Source organism: Phenylobacterium sp. (genome assembly GCF_036402295.1).
In the GTDB taxonomy this organism is placed as follows: domain Bacteria; phylum Pseudomonadota; class Alphaproteobacteria; order Caulobacterales; family Caulobacteraceae; genus Phenylobacterium.
Map to the genome: position 1 here is coordinate 1 of NZ_DASWTE010000052.1, position 24,222 is coordinate 24,222.

Here is a 24,222-nt window from a genome sequence, read left to right on the forward strand (position 1 = left end):
CCAGGGTGTCGGCGTAATCCTGGCCGAAGCGCGCGATGCCCGACCATGACAGGCCAGCCCGGTCGGTCTCGGCCTTCAGCCGCGCCTCGGACGGCAGCATCCCGCCAGGGAAGATGTACTTCTGGATGAAGTCGGCGCGCCGTCGGTACGAGGCGAAGAACTCGTCGCGGATGGTGATGATCTGCAGGCCCGCACGGCCGCCGGGGGTCAGCACCTGGCGGATCTTGTCGAAATAGGCCGGCCAGTAGCGCTCGCCCACGGCTTCGAACATCTCGATCGAGGCGACGCGGTCGAACTGGCCGCCGACGTCGCGGTAGTCCACCAGCCTGATCTCGGCCTTCTCGGTCAGGCCCTGCTCGAACATCCGCTTTCGAGCGAAGTCGAACTGCTCCTGCGAGATGGTGATGCCGGTGACCTTGGCGCCGACCTCCCTGGCCGCGAACTCGGCGAAGCCGCCCCAGCCGCAGCCGATCTCGAGGACCGACTGGCCGGAGCGCAGGTCCATGCCCTCTGCCAGCGTGCGGTATTTCTCGGTCTGCGCGCGGTCCAGCGGCTGGTCCGGCGCGGCGAAGCGGGCGGACGAATAGGTCATCGTCCGGTCCAGCCAGCGCGAATAGAAGGCGTTTCCGAGGTCGTAATGGGCGTGGATGTTCTTGCGCGAGCCGTTTCGCGTATTGGCGTTGAGCGCGTGGCCGATGCGGTTCAGGGCCCGGATGACGGGGTTGCCGACCACCACCTTGGCGATCCGCTCGAAGTTGAGGCTCATCGCCTGCAGGACGGCCGGCAGGTCGGGCGTGTCCCACTCGCCGGCCATGTAACCCTCGGCGAAACCGATGTCGCCGGCGACGACCACGCGGCGCATGAAGCGAAAGTCGTGCACGATGATCCGGGCGTCGACGCCGGGCTCGGCGCCTTCGAGCTTCAGTTCGCGGCCGGAGGGCAGCACGAAGGTGAGCTCGCCGACCATCCAGTTGCGGGCCATCAGCCGGGCCACCGAGCGGAAGGCCGCGGGCGCGCCGGCCAGCTCCGGCAGGCGGCGGAACTCGCGCGGCGATGCGGCCAGGGCCGCCAGCGACGATTGATGCGCCAGGATCATGGTCGCAACCCTCGATTTATTGCCGAGCATAACATCGATTTTTCGGGCTCGGCCAGTAGCAGCCGAGCCTTCCCGGTTCACGCCCCCTTGCCTTTTGCAATCAGGTGGGGAGCCAATTGACGCTTGTGAAGCCGGTCGCGGCGCGCCACTTAGGCGCCAGATCCCCGCGCGAGAGTGAAGCCCGTGACCAAGCCCAACGCCGTCATCGAAGTCGCAGCCCCCGGCGGCCGGCCGGTACGGATCGGCAATCGCGAGCGGCTGTCGATCATCGCCGGCCCTTGCCAGCTGGAAAGCCGCGACCATGCGCTCGAGACCGCGCATGCGCTGAAGGAGATGGCCGATCGCCTCGATGTCGGCCTGATCTACAAGACATCCTTCGACAAGGCGAACCGCTCTTCGGGCGCCACGGCCAGGGGGCTGGGCCTTGGCCAGGCCCTGCCCATCTTCGCCGAGATCCGCGAGGCGACGGGCCTGCCGGTGATCACCGACGTGCACGAGATCGACCAGTGCGCGCAGGCGGCGGAAGTCGTGGACGTGCTGCAGATTCCGGCCTTCCTGTCGCGCCAGACCGACTTGCTGCTGGCCGCGGGACGTACGGGCAAGGCGGTCAACGTCAAGAAGGGCCAGTTCCTCGCGCCCTGGGACATGAAGAACGTGGTCGACAAGGTGCTGAGCACCGGCAATCCCAATGTGATGGTCTGCGAGCGCGGGGCGAGCTTCGGCTACAACACCCTGGTCAGCGACATGCGCGCCCTGCCGATCATGGCCGAGTTCGGCTGCCCCGTGGTGTTCGACGCCACCCACTCGGTGCAGCAGCCGGGCGGGCAGGGAACCACCTCCGGCGGCCAGCGCGAATTCGTGCCGGTGCTGGCGCGGGCCGCGGTGGCGGTCGGCGTCGCGGCGGTGTTCATGGAGACCCACCCCGATCCCGACAACGCCCCCTCCGACGGGCCGAACATGGTGCCGATGAGCCAGTTCGAAGGGCTGGTGCAGGAGCTTCTGGACTATGACGCGCTCGCCAAGCGGCGCGCCCAGGCGGCTTGACCCGGCCGGCGACTGGCAGCATGGCCTAGCCATGGACCTCGCCGCCCTCCAGAAGCTGCTCAGCGCCGTCGCCGGCGCCCGGATCGCCTGCGTCGGCGACCTGATGGTCGACCGCTTCGTCTATGGCGACGTCACCCGGGTCTCTCCCGAAGCGCCGATCCCGGTTCTGGCCCGCAAGCGCGAGCTGGTCATGCTGGGCGCCGCCGGCAACGTGGCGCGCAACGCCGCCGCCCTGGGCGGGGAGGCGGCGCTGATCGGAGTGATCGGCGGCGACGCCGAGGGCCATGAGGCGCTGCGGCTGGTGGCCGCCGAGCCGGGCGTCGAGGGCTTCGTCCTCACCGATCCCAGCCGGCCGACGACGCTGAAGACCCGGTTCGTGTCGGGCGGCCAGCAGCTGCTGCGCGTGGACATGGAGACCAGCGGCCCGGTGGCCGGCGACTGCGAGCAGCGCCTGGTGCGCACGATCCGCGACGTGGCTGCCGGCGTGGGCGCGATCCTGCTGTCCGACTACGGCAAGGGCGTGGTGACGCAGGCGGTGGTCGAGGCCTGCCGCGACGCCGGGGCGATGATCATCGTCGATTCCAAGGCCCGCAGCTTCGCCCGCTATGGCGCGGTCGACCTGGTCAAGCCGAACGCGGCCGAGCTGGCCCACGCCACCGACATGCCGACCTCCACCGACGACGAGGTCGAGGCCGCGCTGTTGCACGCCCTGGGCCTTTGCCAGGCCAGGGCGATCCTGGTCACCCGGGCGGCCAAGGGCATTTCGCTGGCCGTGCGCGGCGAGGCGGTGCGCCACTTCCCGGGCGTGCCGCGCGAGGTGTTCGACGCCTCGGGCGCCGGCGACACGACCCTGGCGGCGCTGGGGCTGGCCCTGGCCGCCAAGGCCCGGATCGAGGACGCCGTGGCCTTCGCCATGCTCGCCTCGGGCGTCGCGGTCGGAAAACCCGGCACCGCCGTAGTCTCGCCGCAGGAGCTGGTCGAGGCCGCGCTGACCGCCCACATGGCGCCGGCCGAGGCCAAGATCGTCACGCCCGAGCGCATGGTCGAGGAGGTCGCGCGCTGGCGGGCCAAGGGGTTGAAGGTGGGTTTCACCAACGGCTGCTTCGACATCCTGCACCGCGGCCACGTCACCTATCTGGCCCAGGCGCGCAGTTGGTGCGACCGGCTGATCGTCGGCCTGAACTCCGACCGGTCCGTGCGCGCGCTGAAGGGCGAGGGCCGCCCGGTCAACGAACTGGAGAGCCGGGCCATGGTGCTGGCGGGGCTGGGTTCGGTGGACCTGGTGGTTCCGTTCGACGAGGATACCCCCATGGCGCTGATCGAGGCGGCGCGGCCCGACGTGCTGATCAAAGGCGCGGACTATTCCGAAGACCAGGTGGTCGGTGCGCGCGAAGTGCGATCCTGGGGCGGCGAGGTGAAGCTCGCCGAGATCGTCCAGGGCTTTTCGACCTCGGCGGCCATCGCGCGGATGCAGGAGAAGGCATGACCCGGCGGATCGTCTTCGTCACCGGCGGGGCCGGCTTCATCGGCTCCAACATCGTCGCCAAGCTGGCCGAGGACACCAGCCTCGACGTGGTCGTCTGCGACCGGCTGCACGAGGCCGAGCTCGGCAAATGGCGCAACATCGCCAAGGCTCCGATCGGCGACTTCGTAGCCCCCGACGCGATGTTCGACTGGCTGGAGCGGCGCTGGCGCGACGTGGAGCTGGTGGTCCATATGGGCGCGGTGTCCTCGACGACCGAGCCGGACGCCGACAAGATCATCCACACCAACTTCACCCTCAGCCGCGACCTCTTCCGCTGGTGCGCCGACCGGCAGCGCAAGCTGATCTACGCCTCGTCGGCGGCCACCTACGGCGACGTGGCCGACTTCCAGGACCATGACGACGTGGATTCGCTGGCCGCCCTGCGCCCGCTGAACACCTACGGCTGGTCCAAGGCGCTGTTCGACCTTTTCGCCGCGCGGCAGGCGGCCAGGGCCTATGCGCCCCCGCAATGGGTCGGACTGAAGTTCTTCAACGTCTATGGGCCGAACGAGGAGCACAAGCACTCGATGAAGTCGGTGGCCTCGCAGATCTGGCCCCAGGTCCGCGACGGACATTCGGTGCAGCTCTTCAAATCCTATCGCGACGGGGTGCCCGACGGCGGCCAGATGCGCGATTTCGTCTATGTGCGCGACGTCGCCGACGTGATCGCCTGGTTGTCCAAGAACGAGCAGGTGAACGGCATCTACAATCTGGGCTCGGGCACGGCGCGGACCTTCGAGGATCTGGCCAAGGCCGTGTTCGCCGCCGCCGGCCGCCCGGCGCAGATCGAATTCACGCCCATGCCGCCGGCGATCCGTGACAAGTATCAGTACTTCACCCAGGCGCACATGGAGCGCCTGCGCGCGGCCGGTTACAACCAGCCGATGACCGGCCTGGAAGAGGGGGTGGCGGACTATGTGGGAGCCTATCTCTCGCAGCCGGATCACTATCGCTAGCCCCCTCGCCGGCGTGGAGTCCGAGGCGTGACGGGGCGTCCCAAGGGGTTCAAGCGCCTGGTCGCCGCGACGGCCGTGCTGGTCGCGGCCCTGCTGGCGGCCGCCGGCTTCGTCTGGCGCGACGACATGCTGCGCACGGCGCTCGACCCCAAGGAACCGTTCCAGACCTACGATCCGCCGCCGGCGCCAGACTACGCCAACCGCTCGGGCTGGGCGCTCGCGCCCACCGCGCCGGAGGCCCCGACGGCGGCCGAGCCGAAGGCGGACATCTTCTTCGTCGGCCCAACGACCTACGACGGCGGGCGGCATTGGAACGCCCCGGCGGACGATCCCAGGGCCGACCGGCTGTTCCGGCGGGCGATGGCCCCGAACTATGCCGGGCCGTTCGTCCGCGTGGGCCGTATCTTCGCCCCGCGCTACCGCCAGGCCAGCCTCTACAGCCTGATGACCCTGCGCGAGGACGCCAAGGAGGCCCGGCGCTTCGCCTATGCCGACGTGGCGGCGGCCTTCCAGTTCTATCTCGACAACTACAACCAGGGCCGGCCCTTCATCATCGTAGGCGTCGAGCAGGGCGGCACTCTGGCCGCGCGACTGCTGACCGACGAGATCGTCCCCGATGCCGAGCGCATGCAGCGACTGGCGGCCGCCTATCTGGTCGAGACCGTCACCCCGGCCGACGCCCCGCCGCTGACGCCCTGCCGCAGGCCGGGCGAGCCGGGTTGCCTCGCCGCCTGGGCGTCGGCCTTCGAGCGCGATCCGGAGCGCGCCCAGGCCATACTCGACCGGTCGCTGGTCTGGGACGGCGCCGGTCAGCTGGAGAACCTCCACGGGCGAACGCCGCTGTGCTTCAATCCGCTGCTGGGCGCGGTCACCGAGGCGGAGGCCCCCGCGCGGTTGAGCCAGGGCGCGGCCAACGCCACGGGCCTGGAATGGGGGGCGCGGCCCGCCTTCCTGACCCGGCAGGTCTCGGCCCGATGCGAAAAAGGGGTGCTGCGGGTCTCGCGCCCCAAGTCCTCGACCCTGAGGCCGTCCGGGTCCTGGAGCGACCGGCGCAAGGCGGCCGCCTACAACCTGTTCTACGCCGACCTCGAGGCGGACGCCTCGGCCCGCCTGGCGGCGCTGCTGAAGCGGACCGCGCCGCCCGTCGCCGATTGACCCGCCGGCCGGCGAGGGCTCATCGTTTCGGCAACGAGAGGGAGCCGACGCCATGACCAACCGCCAGATCGTCCTCGACCAGATTCCCCAGGGCAAGCTGACGCCCGAGCACTTCCGGCTGACCGAGGGCGAGACGCCGTCGCCGGGCGAGGGCGAGGTGCTGCTGCGCAGCCGCTATATCTCCCTCGACGCCGCCAACCGCGCCTGGATGCAGGGCGCGACCTACCGCTCGGCGCTCCAGGGCGGTCAGGTGATGGCCGGCGGCGGCCTCTCCGAGGTGGTGGAATCCAACGTCGGCCACCTGAAGCCCGGCGACCTCGTCTTCGCCGACGCGGGCTGGCAGGAGTACGCGACGCTGCCCGGCAAGCATCTCTCGAAGCTCCCGGACCTGAAGCCCGAGACGCACCTGCTCAGCGTCTATGGCATCGCGGGGCTCACGGCCTACTTCGGCCTCCTGGAATGCGGGCAGCCGAAAGCGGGCGACACGGTCGTCGTTTCCGCGGCCGCCGGATCGGTGGGCTCGATCGTGGGGCAGATCGCGAAGATCAAGGGCTGCCGCGTCGTGGGCATCGCCGGCGGCGAGGAGAAGGGCCGCTGGCTGACCGAGGAGCTCGGGTTCGACGCGGCTGTCGACTACAAGTCGGCCGAGTTCAAGCGGCGCCTCCGCGAGGCGGTCCCGGACGGTATCGACGTCTACTTCGACAACACCGGGGGCGACGTGTTCGAGGCCTGTCTGTTCGCCATGAAGAACCACGGCCGCATCGCCTGCTGCGGGGCGCTTTCGCAGTATGACGGCGCGCCGCCGCCACACGGACCGCGAGGCATCCCGGGCCTGATCGTCACCAAGCGGCTGACCTTGCGCGGCTTCGTGGTGATGGATTTCGCCGCCCAGAACGACAAGGCGCTCTCCGACCTGCAGGCCTGGGTCGCCTCGGGGCAGCTGAAGGTGCAGGAGGACGTGATCGACGGCCTGGAGAACTTGCCCCAGGCCCTGATCGGCCTGCTGGCCGGCGAGAACCGCGGCAAGCGGATGGTTCGGGTCTAGTGGCCGAGACGCCGTTCAGCGCCACCTACGCGGAGGCGCGCACGAAGTTCCTGGACGCGGCAAACGCGGCCGGCGCCTCTCTGTCGACCTATACGCATCCCGAACGGGGGCCGGACGGCGGCGAGTTGGCGACCGATGTGGCCTGGATCGGCCCCGCTGACGCCGCAGGCGTGCTGGTCCTGGTGTCGGGCACGCACGGCGTCGAGGGGCACTGTGGTTCCGGCGCCCAGGTGGACTGGCTGCGGCGTGGGGAGGCGGCGCGGCGGGCGGCGAACGTCTCCGTGATGCTGGTCCATGCGATCAATCCCTACGGCTTCGCCTGGAGCCGACGGGTGACGCACGAAAACGTCGACCTGAACCGCAACTTCATCGACTTCACCCGGCCGCTGCCCGAGAACCCGGCTTACGATCAGCTGGCCGCCGCCGCGAAGCCGCTGACCTGGACCGAAGAGGCGCGGGCGCAGTCGCGGGCGATCCTGTTGGCCTATGCCCGCGAGCACGGCTTTCCGGCGCTGATCCAGGCGATGTCGGGCGGCCAGTATCGGCATGCCGACGGGATCTTCTACGGCGGGGTCGGCGAAACCTGGTCGCGACGCACGCTGACGTCGATTTTCCGCGAGCGGCTGTCGGCGGCCGGGCACATCGGGTTCATCGACTACCACACCGGCCTAGGCCCCGAGGGCTACGCCGAGCAGATCGTGAGCGCCATGCCCGACACCGGCGAGTACCGGCGCGCGGCGACCTGGCACGGCCTGGCGGTGGCCAGCCAGAGCGGCGGCGAGTCGGTATCGGCGAAGCTGGCCGGCGACTGGCTGGACGCGGCGCCCGGGCTGTTGTCCCACGCCGAGGTCACGGCCATAGCCCTGGAGTACGGCACGGTCGAGAGCGGCAAGGTGCTGGAGGCCCTGCGGGCCGACAACTGGCTGCACGCGCACGGCGATCCGCTGAGCCCCGAGGGGCAGGCGATCAAGGCGCAGGTCCGTGACGCCTTCTACGTCGACACCGACGTCTGGCGGGGCATGGTGCTGGGCCAGTCCCTCATTGCGGTCCGCCAGGCGCTTGCCGGCCTGGCGCGGGCGACGGGGTAGGTCAGCCAAAGTCCAGCTCCGGCCGCACCTCGATCGAGCCGTACCGGGCCATCGGGATGCCTTCCGCGATGCGCAGGGCCTCCTCCGCATCTGGGGCCTCGATGAAGATGAAGCCGCAGAGGACTTCCTTGGTCTCGGCGAACGGCCCATCCGTGACAAGCGACTTGCCGCGGCGGACGCGGACAGTGCGGGCAGTCTTCACGCCCTGCAGCGCGGACGCCGCGATGAAGTGGCCCTTCTGCTGGAGCCGTTCGTCGTAGGCGAGCGAATCGCGGTCCAGCGTCGCCTGTTCGTCGGGACTCAGGTCCGAGAGTGCGCCGGGTTCGGCGTAGACGAGGCAGATGTACTTCATGGCAGGCTCCTTCCGGCGCGGTTCCGCCTAAGGTCGAACGGCGCCGGCCGAACCCGACATTTTCGTCAGCCCGCGTCGCGCAGCGCCAGGCCCGCCTTCCAGTCGAACAGCTCCGACAGAACCTGCAGCGCCCGGCCTCGCTCCGATTTGAGCTCAGGGTCGCGCGCAACCACGAGGCGGGCGTCGTCGCCGGCGATGGCGATCAGGTCGCGATGAAGGAAGGGGTCGGCGAAGACGTAGTCGGGCAGGCCGCTCTGGCGCAGGCCCAGGGCGTCGCCGCCGCCGCGAAGCTCCAGGTCCTTCTCGGCGATGACGAAGCCGTCGTCGGTTCGGCGCAGGATGTCCAGGCGCTGCTGGGCGGTCTCGCTGAGCGGCGGATCGTAGAGCAGGACGCAGGCGCTCTCGCGCCGGCCCCGACCGACGCGGCCGCGCAGCTGGTGCAGCTGGGCCAGGCCGAAGCGTTCGGCCTGCTCGATGACCATGATGGTGGCGTTGGGCACGTTGACGCCTACCTCGACGACCGTGGTCGCCACCAGCACCGAGAGCTGGCCGTCGGCGAAATCGGCCATGACGGCGTCCTTCTCGGGCCCCGACAGCTTGCCGTGGACGAGCCCCACCCCGGGCCCGATTGTCTTGCGGAGCGCGATCGCACGCATCTCCGCTGCCGCCAGGTCGCTGACCTCGGACTCCGAGACGAGCGGGCAGATCCAGAACGCCTGAGCGCCCCCGGCCACCGCGTCCCGCAGGCGGCCGACGATCTCGTCCAGCCGCGGCATCGGCACGGCCCGCGTCGCCACGGGCGTGCGGCCGGGCGGCTTCTCGTCGATGCGGCTGACGTCGAGGTCGCCGTACATGGTGAGCTCCAGCGTCCGCGGGATCGGCGTGGCCGACATGGCGATCAGGTGGACCGCGTCGCCCTTGGCCTGCAGCCGCTGGCGCTCGGCCACGCCGAAGCGGTGCTGCTCGTCGATGACCACCAGCTGCAGCCGCTGGAAGGCGACTTCGTCCTGGAAGAGCGCGTGCGTGCCCACCGCCACCTGCGCTGCGCCGGACGCCAGGGCGCGCAATTTCTCGGCCCGGGCCGCGCCCTTGTCGCGTCCGGTCAGCAGGACGACGCTCAGACCGTGGTCGGCGAGGGGGCCCGAGATGGTCTCGTAGTGCTGGCGGGCCAGGATCTCGGTGGGCGCCATCAACGCGCTCTGACCGCCGGCCTCGGCCACGTCGGCCATGGCCAGCATCGCCACGACGGTCTTGCCCGAGCCCACGTCGCCCTGGACCAGCCGGCTCATCCGCTCGCCGGCCCCGAAGTCGGCCCGGACGTCGGCCAGCGCCCGCTCCTGGGCGCCGGTGAGGGCGAAAGGCAGGTCCGCGCGGACCTTGCCCGCCAGTTCGCCCGCCGGGATCTTCGCGGCCGCCTCGCGCCGGCGGGCGGCCTTGCGCTGGGCCATGGCGAGCTGATGGGCCAGGAGCTCGTCGTAGGCGAGGCGGCGTCGGTGGGGGCTGAGCGGCGAAAGGTCGGCGTCGCCCTCCGGGTTGTGTGTGCGAGCGAGAGCCTCGCGCCAGGGCGGGAACCCCTCGCGGGCCAGGAACGCCGGGTCCTGCCACTCCGGCAGCTCGGGCGTGCGCTCGAGCGCATCGTGGGCGAACCCGCGGACCCGCCGGGGCACAAGACCCTCCGTCGCGGGATAGACGGCTTCGATCTCGGGAATCTCGTCGGCCTTGTCCGGGGCGACGATGTAGTCCGGGTGGACCATCTGGCGGCCGAACTTGCTCTCCTCGACCTTGCCGGAGACGAGCCGGCGCGCCCCGACCGGATGGCGCTGCTGCAGCGAATCGCCGAAGCGGCCGAAGAAGACGAGCATGATAAGGCCGGTGTCGTCGGCCGCCTGCACGCGCCACGGCTGGGCCGACGTGCGGGGACGCTGGTAGTCCTGGATCGTCACCTCGAAGGTCATCACCTGGCCGTCGACCGCCTGGTCGAGCCGGGCGCGGGTGCGCCGGACGATCGAGTGCGGGCGGAGCCACAGGACGTCGCGCACAAGCGGGCCCGCCACGCGTTCCAGCAGTGGAGCCACGCGGGGACCGACCCCCTTCAACGAGGTGATCGGGGCATAGAGCGGGAACAGAATCTCCGGCCGCATGCGTGCACCATAGCCTTCGGCCGGAAGGCCGCGCATCATGGCGTCACGAGCCGGGATTCCGGCGGGGCCAATTCAGTTGGGGAAGAGGATGCGTGCAGGGACATGGGCGGCGGCGATGGCCGTCGTGCTGGTGGCGGGCTGCAGCGGAGACACCGGCAAGGACGTGGCCGCACGGGTCGGCGGCGAGAAGATCACCAACGCCCAGCTGGATACCGAGCTGAAGCTGGCCGGAGCGCGCGATCCCGCCGATCCCAAGCTTCGGCAGGCGGCGCTCGAGGAGATCATCGCCCGCAAGGTGCTGGCCCAGGCTGCGCGCAACGAGAAGCTGGACAAGGCGCCCGAGGCTATCGTGCTCAAGGCCGCCTCCATCGAGTCGTTCGAAGCGGGGCTCGTCCGCCGCAACCTGCTGAGTGCGGTTCCCGAGCCGACCAAGGCCGAGGTCGACGCGTTCGTGCGCGAACATCCGCAGATGTTCGAGCGGCGCACGGGCTATCTGATCGACCAGCTGTCCGTGACCGCCCAGCGGACGCCCGAGCTGATCGAGGCCCTGAAGCCCACGAAGACGCTGGAAGAGGTCGAGGCCGTCCTCAAGGCGCGCCGGATCGACTATCGGCGCAGCCTCCAGTCCCTCGACACGCTCCGAGGCGAGCCGCAGCTCTCGGCCGCCATCGAGAAGTTGCCGCCGGGCGAGCCGTTCGTGCTGCCCGACGCCGGCGGCTTCACGGTCAACCGCGTGCGCGACTCCACGGTCCAGCCGCTGACCGGCGAGAAGGCCCAGGCCGTCGCCAAGGAGCTGTTGCTCGGCCAGCGCCGCGCCAAGGCGCTGCGCGAACGCCTCGACAAGCTGAAGGCCGAAAAGGTCACGTACGGCAAGGGCTTCGAGCCGCCGGCCGCGAAGAAGCCCGCCGCCTGAGCGGTTCTGCTGGCGTACCGAGCGCGCGGGCCCTATATGCCCTCGTCTTCGAATGAGTACCGACGAAGCACGGCTCAAGAAACTGAAGCTGCGCGCATGGCGGCGCGGCTTCAGGGAAGCGGACCTCATTCTGGGGCCGTTCGCGGACCAGCACGTCTCGACATTCAGCGACGCTGAGCTCGACTGGTTCGAGGAGCTGCTCGAGCAGCCGGACCAGGATCTCTACGGCTGGATTCTCGAACGCTCGCCGACGCCGGCTGAGTTCGACGGACCGTTGATGGACCGGCTCAAGGCGTTCCGCGACGAGGCGCACAAGAACATCACGCCCCGGGGCACGGCGAATGGCTGACGACGCACGTCCGTCCGGCCCGGCCCTGATGCGCCGCGTGGCCAGCGATCCCGGCCGGCTGGATCTGGTGGGCGCGCCGGAGGGCTTCGACGCGCTGGTGATGGCCGAAATGATCAAGGCCCGCAAAGGCCTGTCGGTCTTCGTCGCCCGCGACGCCGCGCGGCTCTCGGCCTTCGTCGACGCGTTCGGCTTCTTCGCCCAGGGCGTCGAGGTCATGACGTTCCCTGCGTGGGACTGCCTGCCCTACGACCGGATTGGACCCTCGGCGGCGGTCGCGGCGCAGCGGATGGCGACGCTCTCGCGGCTGGCCCAGGGCCTCGACGACAAGCCGCGCCTGCTGGTCACGACCGTGCCGGGGCTGGTCCAGCGCGTGCCACCCAAGGCCGCGATCAAGCGCGCCAGCTACGCGGCCACGGTGGGCAACTCGGTGGATATCGCTGAGGTCGAGCGCTATTTCGCGGTCAACGGCTACAGCCGGGCTTCCACCGTCTCGGAGAAGGGTGAGTTCGCGATCCGGGGCGGGGTGATCGACGTCTTCCCGTCGTCGGCCGACGAGCCGGTGCGCCTGGACCTGTTCGGCGACACGCTGGAGAGCATCCGCGCCTTCGATCCCGAGACTCAGCGGTCGACCAGGCAGCTGAGGGACGTGGCGCTCCTGCCGGTCAGCGAGGCGCTGCTCGACAAGGAGGCCATCAGCCGCTTCCGCACCGGCTACCTTGAAGCGTTCGGCGCGCCGGGCGACGACCCGCTGTACGCGACGATCTCCGAGGGCGGCCGGCGCGCCGGCATGGAGCACTACCTGCCGCTCTTCTACCCGGACCTGGCTACGCTCTTCGACTACCTGCCGACCGATACCGCCATCGCCCTCGACCACCTGGCCCGCGACGCCCGCGACGAGCGGCTGGCGATGGTGGAGGACGCCTATGAGGCCCGATCCAACACCGAGCGGAGGGTCCACTACCACCCGCTGGAGCCCACGCGCCTGTACCTCGACGCCGCCGAATGGGACGAGCAGCTCAAGGTGCGCCCGACGCGGCGCTTCTCCGCCTTCAACGAGGCCGAGGGCGAGGCCGTGATCGACATGGGCGCTCGGGCCGGCCGCAACTTCTCGGCCGAACGCAAGCTGGACAGCGTCAACCTCTTCGAGGCGACCGTCGATCACGCGAACAAGCTCGCGGCGAGTGGCAAGCGCGTGCTGTTCGCCTCCTGGTCGGACGGCTCGTCGGACCGTCTGAGCCACATGCTGGCCGACCACGGCCTGAAGAGCCTGCCGCTGGCGCCGTACTGGGACGCGGCCAGGGCCGCCGACCCGAAGAAGCCGCAGCGGGTCGTGCTGCCGCTGGACGCCGGTTTCGAGACCGACGCCCTGGCGGTGATCTCCGAGACCGACATCCTGGGCGACCGGCTGGCCCGACCGCGCAAGCGCCGCCGAGCCTCCAACTTCCTCGCCGAGGCCTCGGCGCTCACGCCCGGCGACCTCGTCGTCCACATCGACCACGGCATAGCCCGCTACGAGGGCCTGAAGACCCTCGACGTCCAGGGCGCGCCGCACGACACGCTGGAACTGCAGTACGGCGGCGAGGCCAAGCTGTACCTGCCGGTCGAGAACATCGACCTCCTGACCCGCTACGGCGCCGACAGCGAAGGCGTGCAACTCGACCGCCTGGGCGGGGCGGCGTGGCAGGCGCGGAAGGCGCGGGCCAAGGAGCGCCTGCGCGAGATGGCCGACGGCCTGATCCGCATCGCCGCCGAGCGCGCTACCAAGGTCACCGAGGCCATGGATCCGCCCAGCGGCCTATTCGACGAGTTCTGCGCCCGGTTCCCATACGAGGAGACCGAGGACCAGCTCAACGCCATCGGTGATGTCCTGGAGGACCTCGGCGCCGGCAAGCCGATGGACCGGCTGATCTGCGGCGACGTGGGCTTCGGCAAGACCGAGGTGGCGCTGCGCGCCGCCTTCGTGGTGGCCATGGGCGGCCAGCAAGTGGCGATCGTCGCGCCCACGACGCTGCTGGCCCGCCAGCACTACAAGACCTTCTCCGAGCGGTTCGAGGGCTGGCCGGTGCGCGTGCGCCGCCTGTCGCGCCTGGTGCCGTCCAAGGAAGCCGCCGAGACGCGCGACGGCCTGGCGAAGGGCGAGGTGGAGATCGTCGTCGGCACCCACGCGGTGCTGTCGAAGCAGGTCAGCTTCAAAAACCTGGGCCTCGTGATCGTCGACGAGGAGCAGCACTTCGGGGTCAAGCACAAGGAGAAGCTCAAGGAGCTTCGCGCCGACGTGCACATGCTGACGCTCACCGCCACGCCGATCCCGCGGACGCTGCAGATGTCGCTGTCGGGCATCCGCGAGATGTCGATTATCGCCACGCCGCCGATCGACCGCCTGGCGGTGCGGACCTACATCACGCCGTGGGATCCGGTCGTCGTCCGCGAGGCGCTGCTGCGCGAGAAGTATCGGGGCGGCCAGTCGTACTTCGTCGCGCCGCGCATCAGGGACCTGCCCGAGCTGGAGCGGTACCTGCGCGAACAGACGCCCGAGGTGAAGTTCGTGGTGGGCCACGGCCAGATGGCCCCGACCCAGCTCGAGGAGGTGATGACCGCCTTCTACGACGGCCAATACGACGTGCTCCTGTCGACCACCATCGTGGAGAGCGGCCTCGACATCCCGACCGCCAACACCATGATCATCCACCGAGCCGACATGTTCGGCCTGTCGCAGATGTACCAGCTGCGCGGCCGGGTGGGGCGGTCGAAGGCGCGGGCCTACGCCTACCTGACGACGCCGGCCGAGCGGCAGATCACCCTCTCCGCCGAGAAGCGGCTGAAGGTCCTGCAGTCGCTGGACAGCCTGGGCGCCGGTTTCCAGCTCGCCAGCCACGACCTCGACATCCGCGGTGGCGGCAACCTGCTGGGCGAAGAGCAGTCGGGCCACATCAAGGAGATCGGCGTCGAACTCTACCAGCAGATGCTGGAGGACGCCGTGAACGAGCTGCGCGCCCGCGCCGGGGCCGAGGAAGTGGCCGACCGGGGCTGGTCGCCGCAGATCAACACGGGGGCGGCAGTGCTCATCCCGGACGAGTACGTGCCGGACCTGAACGTGCGCCTGGCGCTCTACCGCCGCATCTCCGACGCCGAGAAGGCGCAGGACCGCGAGGCCCTGGCCGCCGAACTCATCGACCGCTTCGGTCCGCTCCCGCCCGAGGCCGACCAGCTCTTGAAGGTGGTCGCCATCAAGGGCCTGTGCCGCGAAGCCAACGTGTCGAAGATCGACGTGGGGCCCAAGGGCGCTGTGGTCAGCTTCCGGAACGACTTCTTCAAGAACCCCGGCAACCTGGTCGGCTTCGTGGCGAAGAACCAGGTCGCCTGGAAAATCCGGCCCGACAATAGGGTGGTCGTGAAGGGCGAATGGGAAACCCCCAAGCAGCGCCTGGACGCCGCCGAGAAGGTGCTGGCCGAGCTCGCCAAGCTCGCGGCATAGATCTCAAGAGGAGTTCTTCGATGCGTCACGCCGCCCCCATCCTGGCCGCTGCCCTCGCCCTGACCGGGCTCGGGCCCGCGAAGGCGCAGCCTTTGACGCCGGACCAGGCCGACGCCCGCTGCCTGATGGTCCTGCAGTTCATCTCGCGTGACCCCAAACAGCAGGACCAGGCGGCCAAGGGAATCTTCTTCTACCTCGGCCGGCTGAGCGCGCGCGGCCCGACGGCGCGGATCGAGGGCCTGATGCGAACCGAAGCCCCCAAGCTCCAGGCCCAGGTGGCGCAGACCGAGCTCGCCCGCTGCGCCGCCGAGCTGAACGCCCGGGGCAAGGAACTCCAGGCCGTGAACCAGCGGCTCGCCGCCTCGGCGCGTCCGGCAGCGGCTCCGGCGCTGGCGCCAGCCAAGAAGTAGCGCGCTGCCGTAACGGGCTTGGGAGCGAAAAGCCGCGCGCTCCAGGCGATGAAGTCGCCAGCGCCGCGGGGTGTGGGCCGCTAGCTGGCCTTGCGAGCGTGCGCCATGGCGGCGGCCTGCTCGAGCGCGTAGCCAACGCTCTCGGGCGAGGCGACCTCGGCGACGCCCAGGTCGAACTCGACCACGAAAGGCGTGGCGCCCTGGCCGGCCTCGAAGGCCGTGCAGCCGATGACCGCGGCGATCCGCTCGCCGGCGGCGCGGGCGGCGTTCAGCGGCGTGGCCGGCAGCGCCAGCGCGAAGACCTCGGGAGCCAGACGGGCGGCGGTGTCCTCGACGCGGACGAGGCGGCCGATCATCGAGCCGATCTGCGGCACCGCACGTGCGACCCAGCCGCCGGCGCGGGGCTGCTTGAGATCGGGCTTCTCGGCGACCTTCAGCATGCAGACGCTGAGCGCCCGGTTGCGCTCGCGGGCGCTGCGGGCCAGGCGCATCAGGTGGCCGGCGAACAGGTCCCGGGTGAAGAGGCCGGTGGCCGCATCCATAAGGCCCGAGCCGCGGGCTTGCTCGAGCGCGGAGCGGATGGACTTCTGCCGGCGATAGGCCCGCGCCAGCTCGACGACGCGCAAGGCGGTCTCGCTTTCCGGCGTCTCGGGCGAGGCCACGTCGGAGATGCCGCGGTGATAGGCCTCCGAGGCCGTCACCGCCGATTCGGCGCGCATATAGAGCAGGGCGGGCGTGTGGTAGAGGCGCGTGTTGCGCCGCAGGCCCGCGGCGATGGACAGGGCCTCGTGCGGATTGTCGCCGGCCCAGAGCACCACCGAGTCGAATGGCCGCTCGTGCAGATAGTCGAAGGCTGTAAAGGCCGTGAACGCGCCCACCACCTCGGCGCCGTTGCGCGACAGGGCGTTGGATAGCGCCAGGAACTGCGGGGCCGGCTCGCCGATGGCCAGGACCCGGTAGGGCGTCGGGTCGCTGGTCGGGGCGTCCAGGGTGTGGCCGCGCTCAGAGAACGTCTCGACCCGGACCTCGAACTCCTCTTCCGCCACGGAGGTGCGAACCAGCGTCTCCAGGCGCATCGCCGCCTGGGCGGGATGCAGCGGGCCGGCGAGGGTGAGATCGAAGCCACGATCGCGCTGGAAGGGATCGGGCGCGCCCATCGCCATAACCGGGAGGCAGCGGGGCGCACAGGCCGCGCGCAGCCGCTCGGCGACGCCCTCGGCTTCGCCGTCGAGGCCGGAGAGGTCGACGATGGCGGCCTGGATCTGGAGGTCTGCGAGGGCCACGCAGGCGGCCGCCTCACTGCGCGCGGTGACCGTGCGCCAGCCCAGCCGGTCGAGCCCCTCGGCAAGGGGGCCGGCAGCGGAATCGTCCCGCGCGACGATCAGCACTCGCGCTTGGATCCCTGCCGTCATTTCCCCATCCAATTGCACCCTCGCGATCCAGAGAATGGAATCGCAAACGGCCGGAAGGTCTTCCCATACCCTGGGGCAGGTTGCAGAAGGGTTTCTTGTCGCACGGGGAGGTTGGGCTTGACTGGGGATCTGACAGGAGGCGTCGCGTTCATCACCGGCGCGAGCGGCGGACTGGGCGCGCATTTCGCCCGGCTGCTGGCGCGCCACGGCGCATCCGTGGCCATCACCGCCCGGCGCGTCGACAAGATCGAGGCTCTGGCGGAAGAGATCCGCACCGGAGGCGGCAAGGCGGTGGCGTTGCCCCTGGACGTGGCGGACGCCGCGGCGATCGGGCCGTCGCTGGACCAGGCGGCCGAGGCGCTCGGACCGGTCAGCATCCTCATCAACAACGCAGGCGTCGGCGGCGAGGGGCTGGCGCTGGACCTCTCCATCGAGGACTTCGACGCGGCGTTCGCGGTCAACGTCCGCGGGACCTTCTTCGCCGCCCGCGAGGCCGCCAAGCGGATGATCGCCGCGGGAATCGAGGGGCGAATCGTCAACATCGCCTCGATCGCCAGCCACACCGTCCTGCCGGGGCTGTCGGCCTACTGCGGCTCGAAGGCGGCGGTGGCGATGCTGACCCGCAACCTGGCGCGCGAGTGGGCGCGAAAGGGCCTGGCCGTAAACGCCCTGTGCCCCGGCTACATCCAGACTGCGATCAACGACGCCTGGTGGCCCACCGAAGGGGGGCAGAAGCAGCTCAAGGGCTTCCCGCGTCGCCGCCTGATGGACGCGACCGACCTGGATGAGGCCTTCCTGATGCTGGCGGGTCCGGCGGCGCGGGCGATCACCGGCAGCGTGATCACCATCGACGACGGTCAGTCGCTTCCGGGCGGCGGCTAGGGGCCCGAGACGCGGATTTCCGCGCCCTCACAATCCCTTAGCGCTGCGATCCACGTCCCGTGCTGCAGGGTCGGGGGCTGCAGGAAACTCGAGGCCTGCCGCCGACTGCGCCGCGTAGAAGGCGTCCAGGTCGTCGACGCCGAAGCGTCCCGCCCGGCTTGTCCAGGGTCGCGGGCGGCCCCCGGACCTACGGTGTTGGCTGACCGGACGGCAACGGGCTTAGATCGCCGGCAAGATCAGGAGGAATAGCATGCGTCAGGGTCCGCTCTCCGGCCTCAAGGTGGTGGAGTTCGCCGGGATCGGGCCCGGCCCGTTCTGCGGCATGCTCCTGTCAGATCTGGGCGCCGACGTGGTGCGGGTGGACCGCAAAGGGCAGGGGCGCGGCGCGCCCACCGACGTCACTGGCCGCGGCCGCCGCTCGGTGGCCCTGGACCTCAAGACGCCCGAGGCGGTCGAGGCCTGCCTGAAACTGATGGAGGGCGCGGACGCCATCATCGAGGGCTTCCGGCCGGGCGTGATGGAGCGCCTGGGCCTCGGTCCCGACGTGGCGCTGAAGCGCAATCCCAAGCTGGTGTTCGGCCGGATGACCGGCTGGGGCCAGACCGGCCCTTGGGCGCACGCCGCTGGCCACGACATGAACTACATCGCCATCACCGGCGCGCTGCACGCCATCGGTACGGAAGACAAGCCGGTCCCGCCGCTGAACCTGGTCGGCGACTTCGGGGGCGGGGCCCTCTACCTCGCGTTCGGACTGCTGGCCGGCGTGATCCAGGCCCGCGAGACCGGCAGGGGCCAGGTCGTCGACTGCGCCATGAGCGATGGCGCGGCCTCGCTGATGGCCATGTTCTACGGCATGAAGGGCGCTGGGATCTGGAAGGAGGAGCGGCGCAAGAACCTGCTCGACGGCGGCGCCCACTTCTACGACACCTACCAGTGCAGCGACGGCAAGTGGGTCTCGATCGGCTCGATCGAGCCGCAGTTCTACGCGCTGCTGCTCGAGAAGACCGGAATCAACGACCCCGACTTCCAGCGCCAGCACGACCGGGCCATCTGGCCCGACCTGCGCGAAAAGCTGGCCCACGTGATCGCCCAGAAGACCCGCGACGAGTGGACTGAGATCATGGGCGGCACCGACGTCTGCTTCGCCCCGATCCTCGACCTCGACGAGGCGCCGAAGCATCCGCACAACGCCGCGCGCCAGACATTCGTCGAGGTGGCCGGCGTGACCCAGCCCGCGCCCGCGCCCCGCTTTTCGGCCACGCCGGGGGCGATCCAAGGCCCGCCGCCGGCGATCGGCGCGCACGACCAGGAGGCGCTCAGCGACTGGGGATTCTCGGACGGCGAGATCGGTGCGCTGCGCTCGGCAGGGGCGCTCGCCTAAGCTGAGGCATAACAGGCGCTTATCTGAAGGCGTCGTTCAGGTTGGGTTCAGCCGCGCGCGCGCAAATTGGCGCTCGGATCGGACGTCGCGCTCTCCCGTCCCTCGAAGCGGCGGACGACCCGGATGGAACGACACGCCCATCGGCGGCGCGCTACCTACTAACCCGGGTGGCGCGCCGTTATGGTATGGGGCGGCCCCCTAGCGGCCGAGTCGGCCCAGATTTCCCGCCCGAATGAGACTTCCGAAGCTGATCACCCGCCTCCGGGCCCGGGACTTCGACCCCGTCATGGCCGCCCGGGTCAGCCTGATCGTGCTGGGCAAGGCCCTGACCCGGCTCTGGGGCCGCGACGTCATGCTCTACAACGGGGGCGTCTCGTTCTTCGTCATGCTGGCGATCTTCCCGGCCATCGCCATCGTCATGGGCCTCTACAGCGTCCTGTCGGACCCCGCCGTCGTGGCGCAGCAGGGCGAGGCGGTAGCCCAGGTCATGCCCGACGCCGCGCGCCTCATACTCCAGAGCGAGCTCGTCCGCCTGTCGACGGCGCCGCCTACCGCCATCTCGGTGCAGAGCGGCATAGCCCTGCTCATCGGCGGGTACGCGGCTCACCGGGGCTTCAAGGCGCTGCTGGCGGGTCTGTCGTTCATCCACGACGAGGACAAGCCGCGCGGCTTCGTGGGGTTCAATCTTCTGGCGCTCGCCGTGCTGATCGCCGCCATGGCCGCCCTGGGCGCGCTCTCGGCGGTCTTCTTCACCTTCCGGATCCTGGGCGAGACCTTCGAGCTGCGGCCCCTGCGTGGGACGCTGTGGCTCTACAGCGAATGGACCTGGGCCAGCACCGGCATGACGCTGGGCATGGCGCTGATCTACCGGTGGGCCATGTCGCGCGAACCCGTCGATTGGCGCGCCTCGATCCTGGGCGGAGCCATGGCGGCCGCGCTCTGCATCTTCGCCTCGTGGGCGCTGGGCTTCTACGTCGAGCAGATCGTCCAGCTCGGCGCCACCTATGGGTCGGTCGCGACCGTCGTGATCTTCCTGATCTGGCTGTCGTGGAACGTGAACGCCGTCTTCTTCGGTGGCGCGCTGGCCACGGAGGCCGAGCTCGCCATGCACGCGCGGCGGGTCCCGTTGGCGTCTGAGCAGTCTTCCTAGGGCTTGGCGACCAGGAAGCTCAGGGCCAGTCCGTCCTCGGACCGCTCCAGAACCTCGGCGCCCACCTCGGCGGCGAAGTGCGGCACGTCGATCCGGGCCAGCGGGTCGTCGGCCAGCAGGCGCACCTTCGCGCCGGCCGGCGCCGCCTCCAGCGCGCGGCGCAGGCGCAGGGTGGGCACAGGGCAGCGGTGCCCGCGGGCATCGACCAGGATCTCCGTCATGCCGCGGCGCATACACCAGGGCAGGGGAGGACCCAAGCGCGGCGCGGTTCGGAGCGGGTCCGCCGCACCGCCATGGCGCCTTCGCCGTTAGGGCTAAGGGGACAAGTAACCAATCTTCTCAGCGCGCTATTAAGCGCACTTGGCCATGGTCGTCTTGACTTCGAGAGGACCCGAAGCATGCTGACCAAAAACGTCAAATCGCTCTTCACGACCTTCGCCATCGATCGGCGCGGCAACATCAGCACCGTCGCGGCGCTTTCGATGCCCGTGCTCGTGGGCTTCCTTGGCTTGGGGGCCGAAACCGCCTCCTGGTACAACGGCAAGCGCGCGCTTCAGAATGCAGCGGACTCCGCGGCGATCGCAGCGGCGACGAACGCCGACTCCTCGTCCTACGCCGACGAGGCGAAGGCCGTGGCCGCCCGCTACGGCTACCAAGACGGCGTCGACGGCGTCACGGTCACGGCGGTCAACAACGCCCCGTGCCCCGACGGCAGCCCCAAGTGCTACGCCGTCACGATCAGCCGACTTCAGCCGATGATCCTCGCCCAGGTCACCGGCTATGACGGTGAGGGGACGGTCAACGGCAACCCGGCCAAGCTGATCACGGCCAAGGCGGTGGCGATCCAGGGCCTGGCTCCGCGCGAGTATTGCGTCCTTGCGCTGGCCAGCAGCGGCGACCCTGAAGCGCTCCGCACGAACGGCGCGCCCAAGGCCGACCTCACAGGCTGCAGCGTGATGTCCAACAGCAACGCCCAGTGCAACGGCCACGACCTGAAGGCCGAGTACGGCGATGCGTTCGGCACGAACGACGGCTGCGGCAAGAAGAAGACGTCCAACGTCGACAAGCTCGCCGACCCCTACTCAGGCTTGACGTCGAACATCCCGGCGCAGAACTGCCCCGGCTATCCGGTGGCGCCCAAGAAGAAGCACGATACGGCGCTTCCGCCCGGCAACGTGCTCGGCGGTACGGAAACCCGCACGCTCATTCCGATGTGCGGCGACGTGCAACTGTCGTCTGACTTGACCATCGCCAGCGGCAGCGCAGGCTCGGTCCTGCTGATCCGCAACGGCAGCCTGGACCTCAACGGGCACACGCTGAAGACCCAGAACGGGTCAGCGCTCACCGTCATCTTCACGGGCGACGACAACAGCCGCTCGCACGCCCCCATCGGCACCGGCACGTTCGACTACCAGGCGCCGACGACCGGCCCCTGGAAGGGCGTGGCGATGTACCAGCATCCCAGCCTGACCGGCGGGGTCGACATAAAGGAAGCCGGCAACCAGCCGACCTGGTCGATCACGGGCCTGGTCTATCTGCCCAAGGCCAGCGTCACCTTCTCGGGCGCTGTGAACAAGTCGAGCTACGGCAAGTCCTGCTTCGGCCTGGTGGTCGACAACGTGACCATCAACGGCACCGGCAGCATCCTCTCCCACGGCGAGTGCGACGAGGCCGGCCTGGAACTGCCCCACGCCGACGTCCCGACCCGCGGTGAGCTCGTCTCGTGATCCGCCGGATCGCCACTCTCCTCCAAAGGCTCGGCCGCGACGAACGAGGCGTCGCCGCGGTCGAGACCGCTTTGGTGGGCACCGTGATCCTCGCGTGCCTGTTCAACGTCATCGAGGTCGGCCGCTACGCCTACACCACGATGCAGGTGACGTCGGCGAGCCAGGCCGGCGCGCAGGCGACGCTCGTGCACTGCGAACCGGGCGACACGCCCGTGACGAGCGAATGCGCGGGCGTGACGGCGGCCGTCGAGATCGCGACCAAGGCCACCTCGCTGGGCAACCAGGTGCAACTGGACGGCGCTCTGGAAGAGGGCTGGTATTGCGTCACCGGCCAAAGAACGCTGCAGATGGTTGCGACCGCCACGGAAGAAGCGCCCTCGGACTGCGACGACGAGGGCCTGCCGAGTGGCCCGCCCGCCCTCTATGTGCGCGTTCGCGTGACGAGCGAATTCGAGCCCATTTTCCCGGGTCTCACGATCGTGGCGCGGTTCCCTGAGACCATCACCCGCACGGCCTGGATGCGCGTCAAATGATCCCTCTTCCGACCACGATCCGCCGGTGGCGGCGGGACAACAGCGGCGCCGCCGCCGTCGAGCTGGCTCTCGTGCTGCCGTTCGCGATCATGCTCATCGTGGGCTGCATCAGCGGCTCGCATATGATCCAGATCATCAACAGCATGCACTTCGCCGTCGAGGAGGCCGCGCGGTGCTATGCGGTCAACAAGACGACGTGCAATTCCGCTACCGCCGCGCAGAACTACGCCGCGGGGCGGTTCACCGGCGGGAGCACGACGCCGCAGTTCATCGCCTCGGTCGAGGGCTGCGGCCGCCGCGTCACCGCCCTCGTGACCTACACGTGGCGGATCGGGCTCTCCAACATGAGCGTCCCGCTTTCGGCCACGTCCTGCTTCCCGGCGGAAGACGTCACCTAGCGACCCCGCAGGTTTCGCGACCCCGGCCTGCCTGCTAGAAGCCGCCCTCCGGATGGGTGGCCGAGTGGTTTAAGGCACTGGTCTTGAAAACCAGCGTGGGTGAAAGCCCACCGTGGGTTCGAATCCCACCCCATCCGCCAGGACGCATTGATTTTCTTTGATTAATTTCCGTATCACAACGACGGCCCCACTTGCGGCCCCACTTCTGGCGCGGCAGGGTTCGAGTTTAGTTCTTCTGCTGCCCGACAGCCGCCCTCCCGGTCTACGTCGGCGTTTCCCCTTCGGCATCGGCTTCGGCGCGCTCGACCTCCACCAGTGCAGCCTTGCCCTCGTGGAAAGTGACGATGGTGTCGGGCAGCCCGATTAGCACCAGCGGACACGGATTGCCCACGCCACGGCGAAGCCGGTCATCGAGCTTGCGCCAGTGCGTTGTCGCCTCGCCGCGTTGACCGGCGCCCAGGTGGATCGGACAGTGGTGGGCGAGACAGCATGACCCGGGCGCATTACTTAGGGTACTACACCAGAGCCGCCCTGAACCGAGTGCTCAACGGATGGCTCGACGAGGTTCGGTGGACCAAGGGCCATGCGCGGTACGGCTCGGACGCCGGGTTCACCCCGCCCACGGCCGCTTTCCCGCGCTCCTGACGCTCCCTGCCAGCCAGCAAACAGGAAGGGCAGGGCGAGGATGCCGACCACGATAGCCATAGGCCAGAGCACGGCAATCGCCATGGTCCCGGTGGCGTGGTTCTTGGGCATGTCACGGTAGGCGACGAGCAGGCTGCTCACGATGATGCCAGCCACGTAAAGCGCGACGGGAACCGCGAAGATCAGTTCGAAGGGCGCTCAAGCCTTTTAGCAGTTCGGATTTCGCGCGTGATCGCCGCAACTAGGCTTGCGAGCGCCGTAAGGCTGATCAGCGCCCCGAGCCACTCCTGCCACAGCGTGACTCGCTCCACCCGATACCGGCCGGGCGCGCCGTCGAAGGTGATCAGCGGCCCGCGGGACGGGATGGCGCGACCGTCTCTGGTGACCTGCCAGATTGGGAAGGCGGCACGCCCAATCGTGACCGGGCCAGGGGTCTTCACATCGATCGCAGAACCGCGAGGGAGAGCTCGCCAGCGCGGCACGAGCCACTTGACGTCGTTCACATCCGGGACCGCTACGCCGCGCGGCAGATATTCCGGCGCGTC

22 protein-coding genes and 1 tRNA gene are annotated in these 24,222 nt (G+C 69.7%); 17 read left to right on the plus strand and 6 right to left on the minus strand.

The window, feature by feature from the left end; genetic code table 11:
• On the minus strand, positions 1 to 1,096 hold a 1,096-nt coding region (locus VGD44_RS03075; RefSeq protein WP_331083754.1), incomplete at its 3' end, for a cyclopropane-fatty-acyl-phospholipid synthase family protein.
• A gap of 174 nt (positions 1,097 to 1,270) precedes the next feature.
• On the opposite strand from VGD44_RS03075, the gene kdsA reads away from it, so the two are divergent.
• Genes kdsA through VGD44_RS03105 form a run of 6 tightly spaced genes read left to right on the plus strand, consistent with a single transcriptional unit; the run spans position 1,271 to position 7,909 of the window.
• The gene (gene kdsA, locus VGD44_RS03080) at positions 1,271 to 2,140 is read left to right on the plus strand and encodes a 3-deoxy-8-phosphooctulonate synthase (protein WP_331083756.1); all 870 of its coding nucleotides are present in this window, start codon (positions 1,271 to 1,273) and stop codon (positions 2,138 to 2,140) included.
• Positions 2,141 to 2,171: 31 nt separating this feature from the next.
• Positions 2,172 to 3,626, plus strand: a complete 1,455-nt coding sequence (gene rfaE2 / locus VGD44_RS03085; protein WP_331083758.1) for a D-glycero-beta-D-manno-heptose 1-phosphate adenylyltransferase — start codon at positions 2,172 to 2,174, stop codon at positions 3,624 to 3,626.
• On the plus strand, positions 3,623 to 4,621 hold the full coding sequence (rfaD, locus tag VGD44_RS03090; protein WP_331083760.1) for an ADP-glyceromanno-heptose 6-epimerase: 999 nt from the start codon (positions 3,623 to 3,625) through the stop codon (positions 4,619 to 4,621). The genes rfaE2 and rfaD overlap by 4 nt, the downstream gene beginning before the upstream one ends.
• A 27-nt stretch (positions 4,622 to 4,648) precedes the next feature.
• Positions 4,649 to 5,776, plus strand: coding sequence for a DUF3089 domain-containing protein (locus VGD44_RS03095; RefSeq protein ID WP_331083762.1), 1,128 nt, complete (start codon positions 4,649 to 4,651; stop codon positions 5,774 to 5,776).
• A gap of 52 nt (positions 5,777 to 5,828) precedes the next feature.
• Positions 5,829 to 6,821: an NADP-dependent oxidoreductase gene (locus tag VGD44_RS03100; protein ID WP_331083764.1), complete on the plus strand. Its 993-nt coding sequence runs from the start codon at positions 5,829 to 5,831 to the stop codon at positions 6,819 to 6,821.
• On the plus strand, positions 6,821 to 7,909 hold the full coding sequence (locus VGD44_RS03105; protein WP_331083766.1) for a M14 family metallopeptidase: 1,089 nt from the start codon (positions 6,821 to 6,823) through the stop codon (positions 7,907 to 7,909). The genes VGD44_RS03100 and VGD44_RS03105 overlap by 1 nt, the downstream gene beginning before the upstream one ends.
• A gap of 1 nt (position 7,910) precedes the next feature.
• Here the strand turns inward: VGD44_RS03105 and VGD44_RS03110 are convergent, their stop codons facing one another.
• Both VGD44_RS03110 and recG read right to left on the minus strand, forming a co-directional pair.
• Positions 7,911 to 8,261: a YciI family protein gene (locus VGD44_RS03110; RefSeq protein ID WP_331083768.1), complete on the minus strand. Its 351-nt coding sequence runs from the start codon at positions 8,259 to 8,261 to the stop codon at positions 7,911 to 7,913.
• A gap of 65 nt (positions 8,262 to 8,326) precedes the next feature.
• Positions 8,327 to 10,402 (minus strand): ATP-dependent DNA helicase RecG, encoded by a 2,076-nt coding sequence (gene recG / locus VGD44_RS03115; protein WP_331083770.1) that lies wholly within the window; start codon positions 10,400 to 10,402, stop codon positions 8,327 to 8,329.
• Between the two features lie 88 nt (positions 10,403 to 10,490).
• Here recG and VGD44_RS03120 point away from each other — a divergent pair, with 88 nt between their 5' ends.
• From VGD44_RS03120 to VGD44_RS03135, 4 genes are read left to right on the plus strand one after another with little or no spacing between them, the layout of a single operon-like run.
• Positions 10,491 to 11,315 carry a SurA N-terminal domain-containing protein gene (locus tag VGD44_RS03120; protein ID WP_331083772.1) on the plus strand — a complete coding sequence of 275 codons (825 nt, stop codon included), beginning with the start codon at positions 10,491 to 10,493 and terminating at the stop codon, positions 11,313 to 11,315.
• Between the two features lie 52 nt (positions 11,316 to 11,367).
• Positions 11,368 to 11,664, plus strand: coding sequence for a succinate dehydrogenase assembly factor 2 (locus tag VGD44_RS03125; protein ID WP_331083774.1), 297 nt, complete (start codon positions 11,368 to 11,370; stop codon positions 11,662 to 11,664).
• A gap of 28 nt (positions 11,665 to 11,692) precedes the next feature.
• Positions 11,693 to 15,139 carry a transcription-repair coupling factor gene (gene mfd, locus VGD44_RS03130; protein ID WP_331083794.1) on the plus strand — a complete coding sequence of 1,149 codons (3,447 nt, stop codon included), beginning with the start codon at positions 11,693 to 11,695 and terminating at the stop codon, positions 15,137 to 15,139.
• A gap of 20 nt (positions 15,140 to 15,159) precedes the next feature.
• On the plus strand, positions 15,160 to 15,549 hold the full coding sequence (locus tag VGD44_RS03135; RefSeq protein WP_331083776.1) for a hypothetical protein: 390 nt from the start codon (positions 15,160 to 15,162) through the stop codon (positions 15,547 to 15,549).
• A gap of 80 nt (positions 15,550 to 15,629) precedes the next feature.
• Here VGD44_RS03135 and VGD44_RS03140 read toward each other — a convergent pair whose 3' ends face one another.
• On the minus strand, positions 15,630 to 16,961 hold the full coding sequence (locus tag VGD44_RS03140) for a diguanylate cyclase domain-containing protein (RefSeq protein WP_331083778.1): 1,332 nt from the start codon (positions 16,959 to 16,961) through the stop codon (positions 15,630 to 15,632).
• A gap of 117 nt (positions 16,962 to 17,078) precedes the next feature.
• On the opposite strand from VGD44_RS03140, the gene VGD44_RS03145 reads away from it, so the two are divergent.
• The 3 genes from VGD44_RS03145 (at position 17,079) to VGD44_RS03155 (ending at position 20,374) form a co-directional block, all read left to right on the plus strand.
• Positions 17,079 to 17,843, plus strand: a complete 765-nt coding sequence (locus tag VGD44_RS03145) for an SDR family NAD(P)-dependent oxidoreductase (RefSeq protein ID WP_331083780.1) — start codon at positions 17,079 to 17,081, stop codon at positions 17,841 to 17,843.
• A gap of 250 nt (positions 17,844 to 18,093) precedes the next feature.
• The gene (locus VGD44_RS03150) at positions 18,094 to 19,224 is read left to right on the plus strand and encodes a CaiB/BaiF CoA-transferase family protein (protein ID WP_331083782.1); all 1,131 of its coding nucleotides are present in this window, start codon (positions 18,094 to 18,096) and stop codon (positions 19,222 to 19,224) included.
• 232 nt (positions 19,225 to 19,456) lie between these two features.
• Positions 19,457 to 20,374, plus strand: coding sequence for a YihY/virulence factor BrkB family protein (locus tag VGD44_RS03155; protein ID WP_331083784.1), 918 nt, complete (start codon positions 19,457 to 19,459; stop codon positions 20,372 to 20,374).
• On the opposite strand, the gene VGD44_RS03160 is transcribed toward VGD44_RS03155, so the two are convergent.
• Entirely contained in the window at positions 20,371 to 20,595 is a 225-nt protein-coding gene (locus VGD44_RS03160) for a sulfurtransferase TusA family protein (RefSeq protein WP_331083785.1), read from the minus strand. The genes VGD44_RS03155 and VGD44_RS03160 overlap by 4 nt on opposite strands.
• A 177-nt stretch (positions 20,596 to 20,772) precedes the next feature.
• Here VGD44_RS03160 and VGD44_RS03165 point away from each other — a divergent pair, with 177 nt between their 5' ends.
• The 4 genes from VGD44_RS03165 to VGD44_RS03180 all read left to right on the plus strand — a co-directional run bounded on the left by VGD44_RS03165 (position 20,773) and on the right by VGD44_RS03180 (position 23,172).
• On the plus strand, positions 20,773 to 22,101 hold the full coding sequence (locus tag VGD44_RS03165) for a pilus assembly protein TadG-related protein (RefSeq protein WP_331083787.1): 1,329 nt from the start codon (positions 20,773 to 20,775) through the stop codon (positions 22,099 to 22,101).
• Positions 22,098 to 22,634 (plus strand): TadE/TadG family type IV pilus assembly protein, encoded by a 537-nt coding sequence (locus tag VGD44_RS03170; RefSeq protein WP_331083789.1) that lies wholly within the window; start codon positions 22,098 to 22,100, stop codon positions 22,632 to 22,634. The genes VGD44_RS03165 and VGD44_RS03170 overlap by 4 nt, the downstream gene beginning before the upstream one ends.
• Complete coding sequence (locus VGD44_RS03175) at positions 22,631 to 23,032, plus strand: TadE/TadG family type IV pilus assembly protein (RefSeq protein WP_331083790.1); 402 nt, start codon at positions 22,631 to 22,633, stop codon at positions 23,030 to 23,032. Before VGD44_RS03170 ends, VGD44_RS03175 begins: the two co-directional genes overlap by 4 nt.
• Before the next feature lie 50 nt (positions 23,033 to 23,082).
• A tRNA-Ser gene (locus VGD44_RS03180) sits at positions 23,083 to 23,172 on the plus strand.
• Positions 23,173 to 23,859: 687 nt separating this feature from the next.
• Here VGD44_RS03180 and VGD44_RS03185 read toward each other — a convergent pair.
• Positions 23,860 to 24,222, minus strand: a 363-nt coding sequence (locus tag VGD44_RS03185) for a hypothetical protein (protein WP_331083792.1), incomplete at its 5' end; no start/stop codon positions are given.

Excerpts from the sequence above, each read along its gene's own strand:
- rfaE2 (WP_331083758.1), top strand. The coding sequence starts at position 2,172 with ATGGACCTCGCCGCCCTCCAGAAGCTGCTCAGCGCCGTCGCCGGCGCC.
- rfaD (WP_331083760.1), top strand. The coding sequence starts at position 3,623 with ATGACCCGGCGGATCGTCTTCGTCACCGGCGGGGCCGGCTTCATCGGC.
- VGD44_RS03100 (WP_331083764.1), top strand. The coding sequence starts at position 5,829 with ATGACCAACCGCCAGATCGTCCTCGACCAGATTCCCCAGGGCAAGCTG.
- VGD44_RS03110 (WP_331083768.1), bottom strand. The coding sequence starts at position 8,261 with ATGAAGTACATCTGCCTCGTCTACGCCGAACCCGGCGCACTCTCGGAC.
- recG (WP_331083770.1), bottom strand. The coding sequence starts at position 10,402 with ATGCGGCCGGAGATTCTGTTCCCGCTCTATGCCCCGATCACCTCGTTG.
- VGD44_RS03120 (WP_331083772.1), top strand. The coding sequence starts at position 10,491 with ATGCGTGCAGGGACATGGGCGGCGGCGATGGCCGTCGTGCTGGTGGCG.
- VGD44_RS03125 (WP_331083774.1), top strand. The coding sequence starts at position 11,368 with ATGAGTACCGACGAAGCACGGCTCAAGAAACTGAAGCTGCGCGCATGG.
- mfd (WP_331083794.1), top strand. The coding sequence starts at position 11,693 with ATGCGCCGCGTGGCCAGCGATCCCGGCCGGCTGGATCTGGTGGGCGCG.
- VGD44_RS03135 (WP_331083776.1), top strand. The coding sequence starts at position 15,160 with ATGCGTCACGCCGCCCCCATCCTGGCCGCTGCCCTCGCCCTGACCGGG.
- VGD44_RS03140 (WP_331083778.1), bottom strand. The coding sequence starts at position 16,961 with ATGACGGCAGGGATCCAAGCGCGAGTGCTGATCGTCGCGCGGGACGAT.
- VGD44_RS03150 (WP_331083782.1), top strand. The coding sequence starts at position 18,094 with ATGCGTCAGGGTCCGCTCTCCGGCCTCAAGGTGGTGGAGTTCGCCGGG.
- VGD44_RS03155 (WP_331083784.1), top strand. The coding sequence starts at position 19,457 with ATGAGACTTCCGAAGCTGATCACCCGCCTCCGGGCCCGGGACTTCGAC.
- VGD44_RS03160 (WP_331083785.1), bottom strand. The coding sequence starts at position 20,595 with ATGACGGAGATCCTGGTCGATGCCCGCGGGCACCGCTGCCCTGTGCCC.
- VGD44_RS03165 (WP_331083787.1), top strand. The coding sequence starts at position 20,773 with ATGCTGACCAAAAACGTCAAATCGCTCTTCACGACCTTCGCCATCGAT.
- VGD44_RS03175 (WP_331083790.1), top strand. The coding sequence starts at position 22,631 with ATGATCCCTCTTCCGACCACGATCCGCCGGTGGCGGCGGGACAACAGC.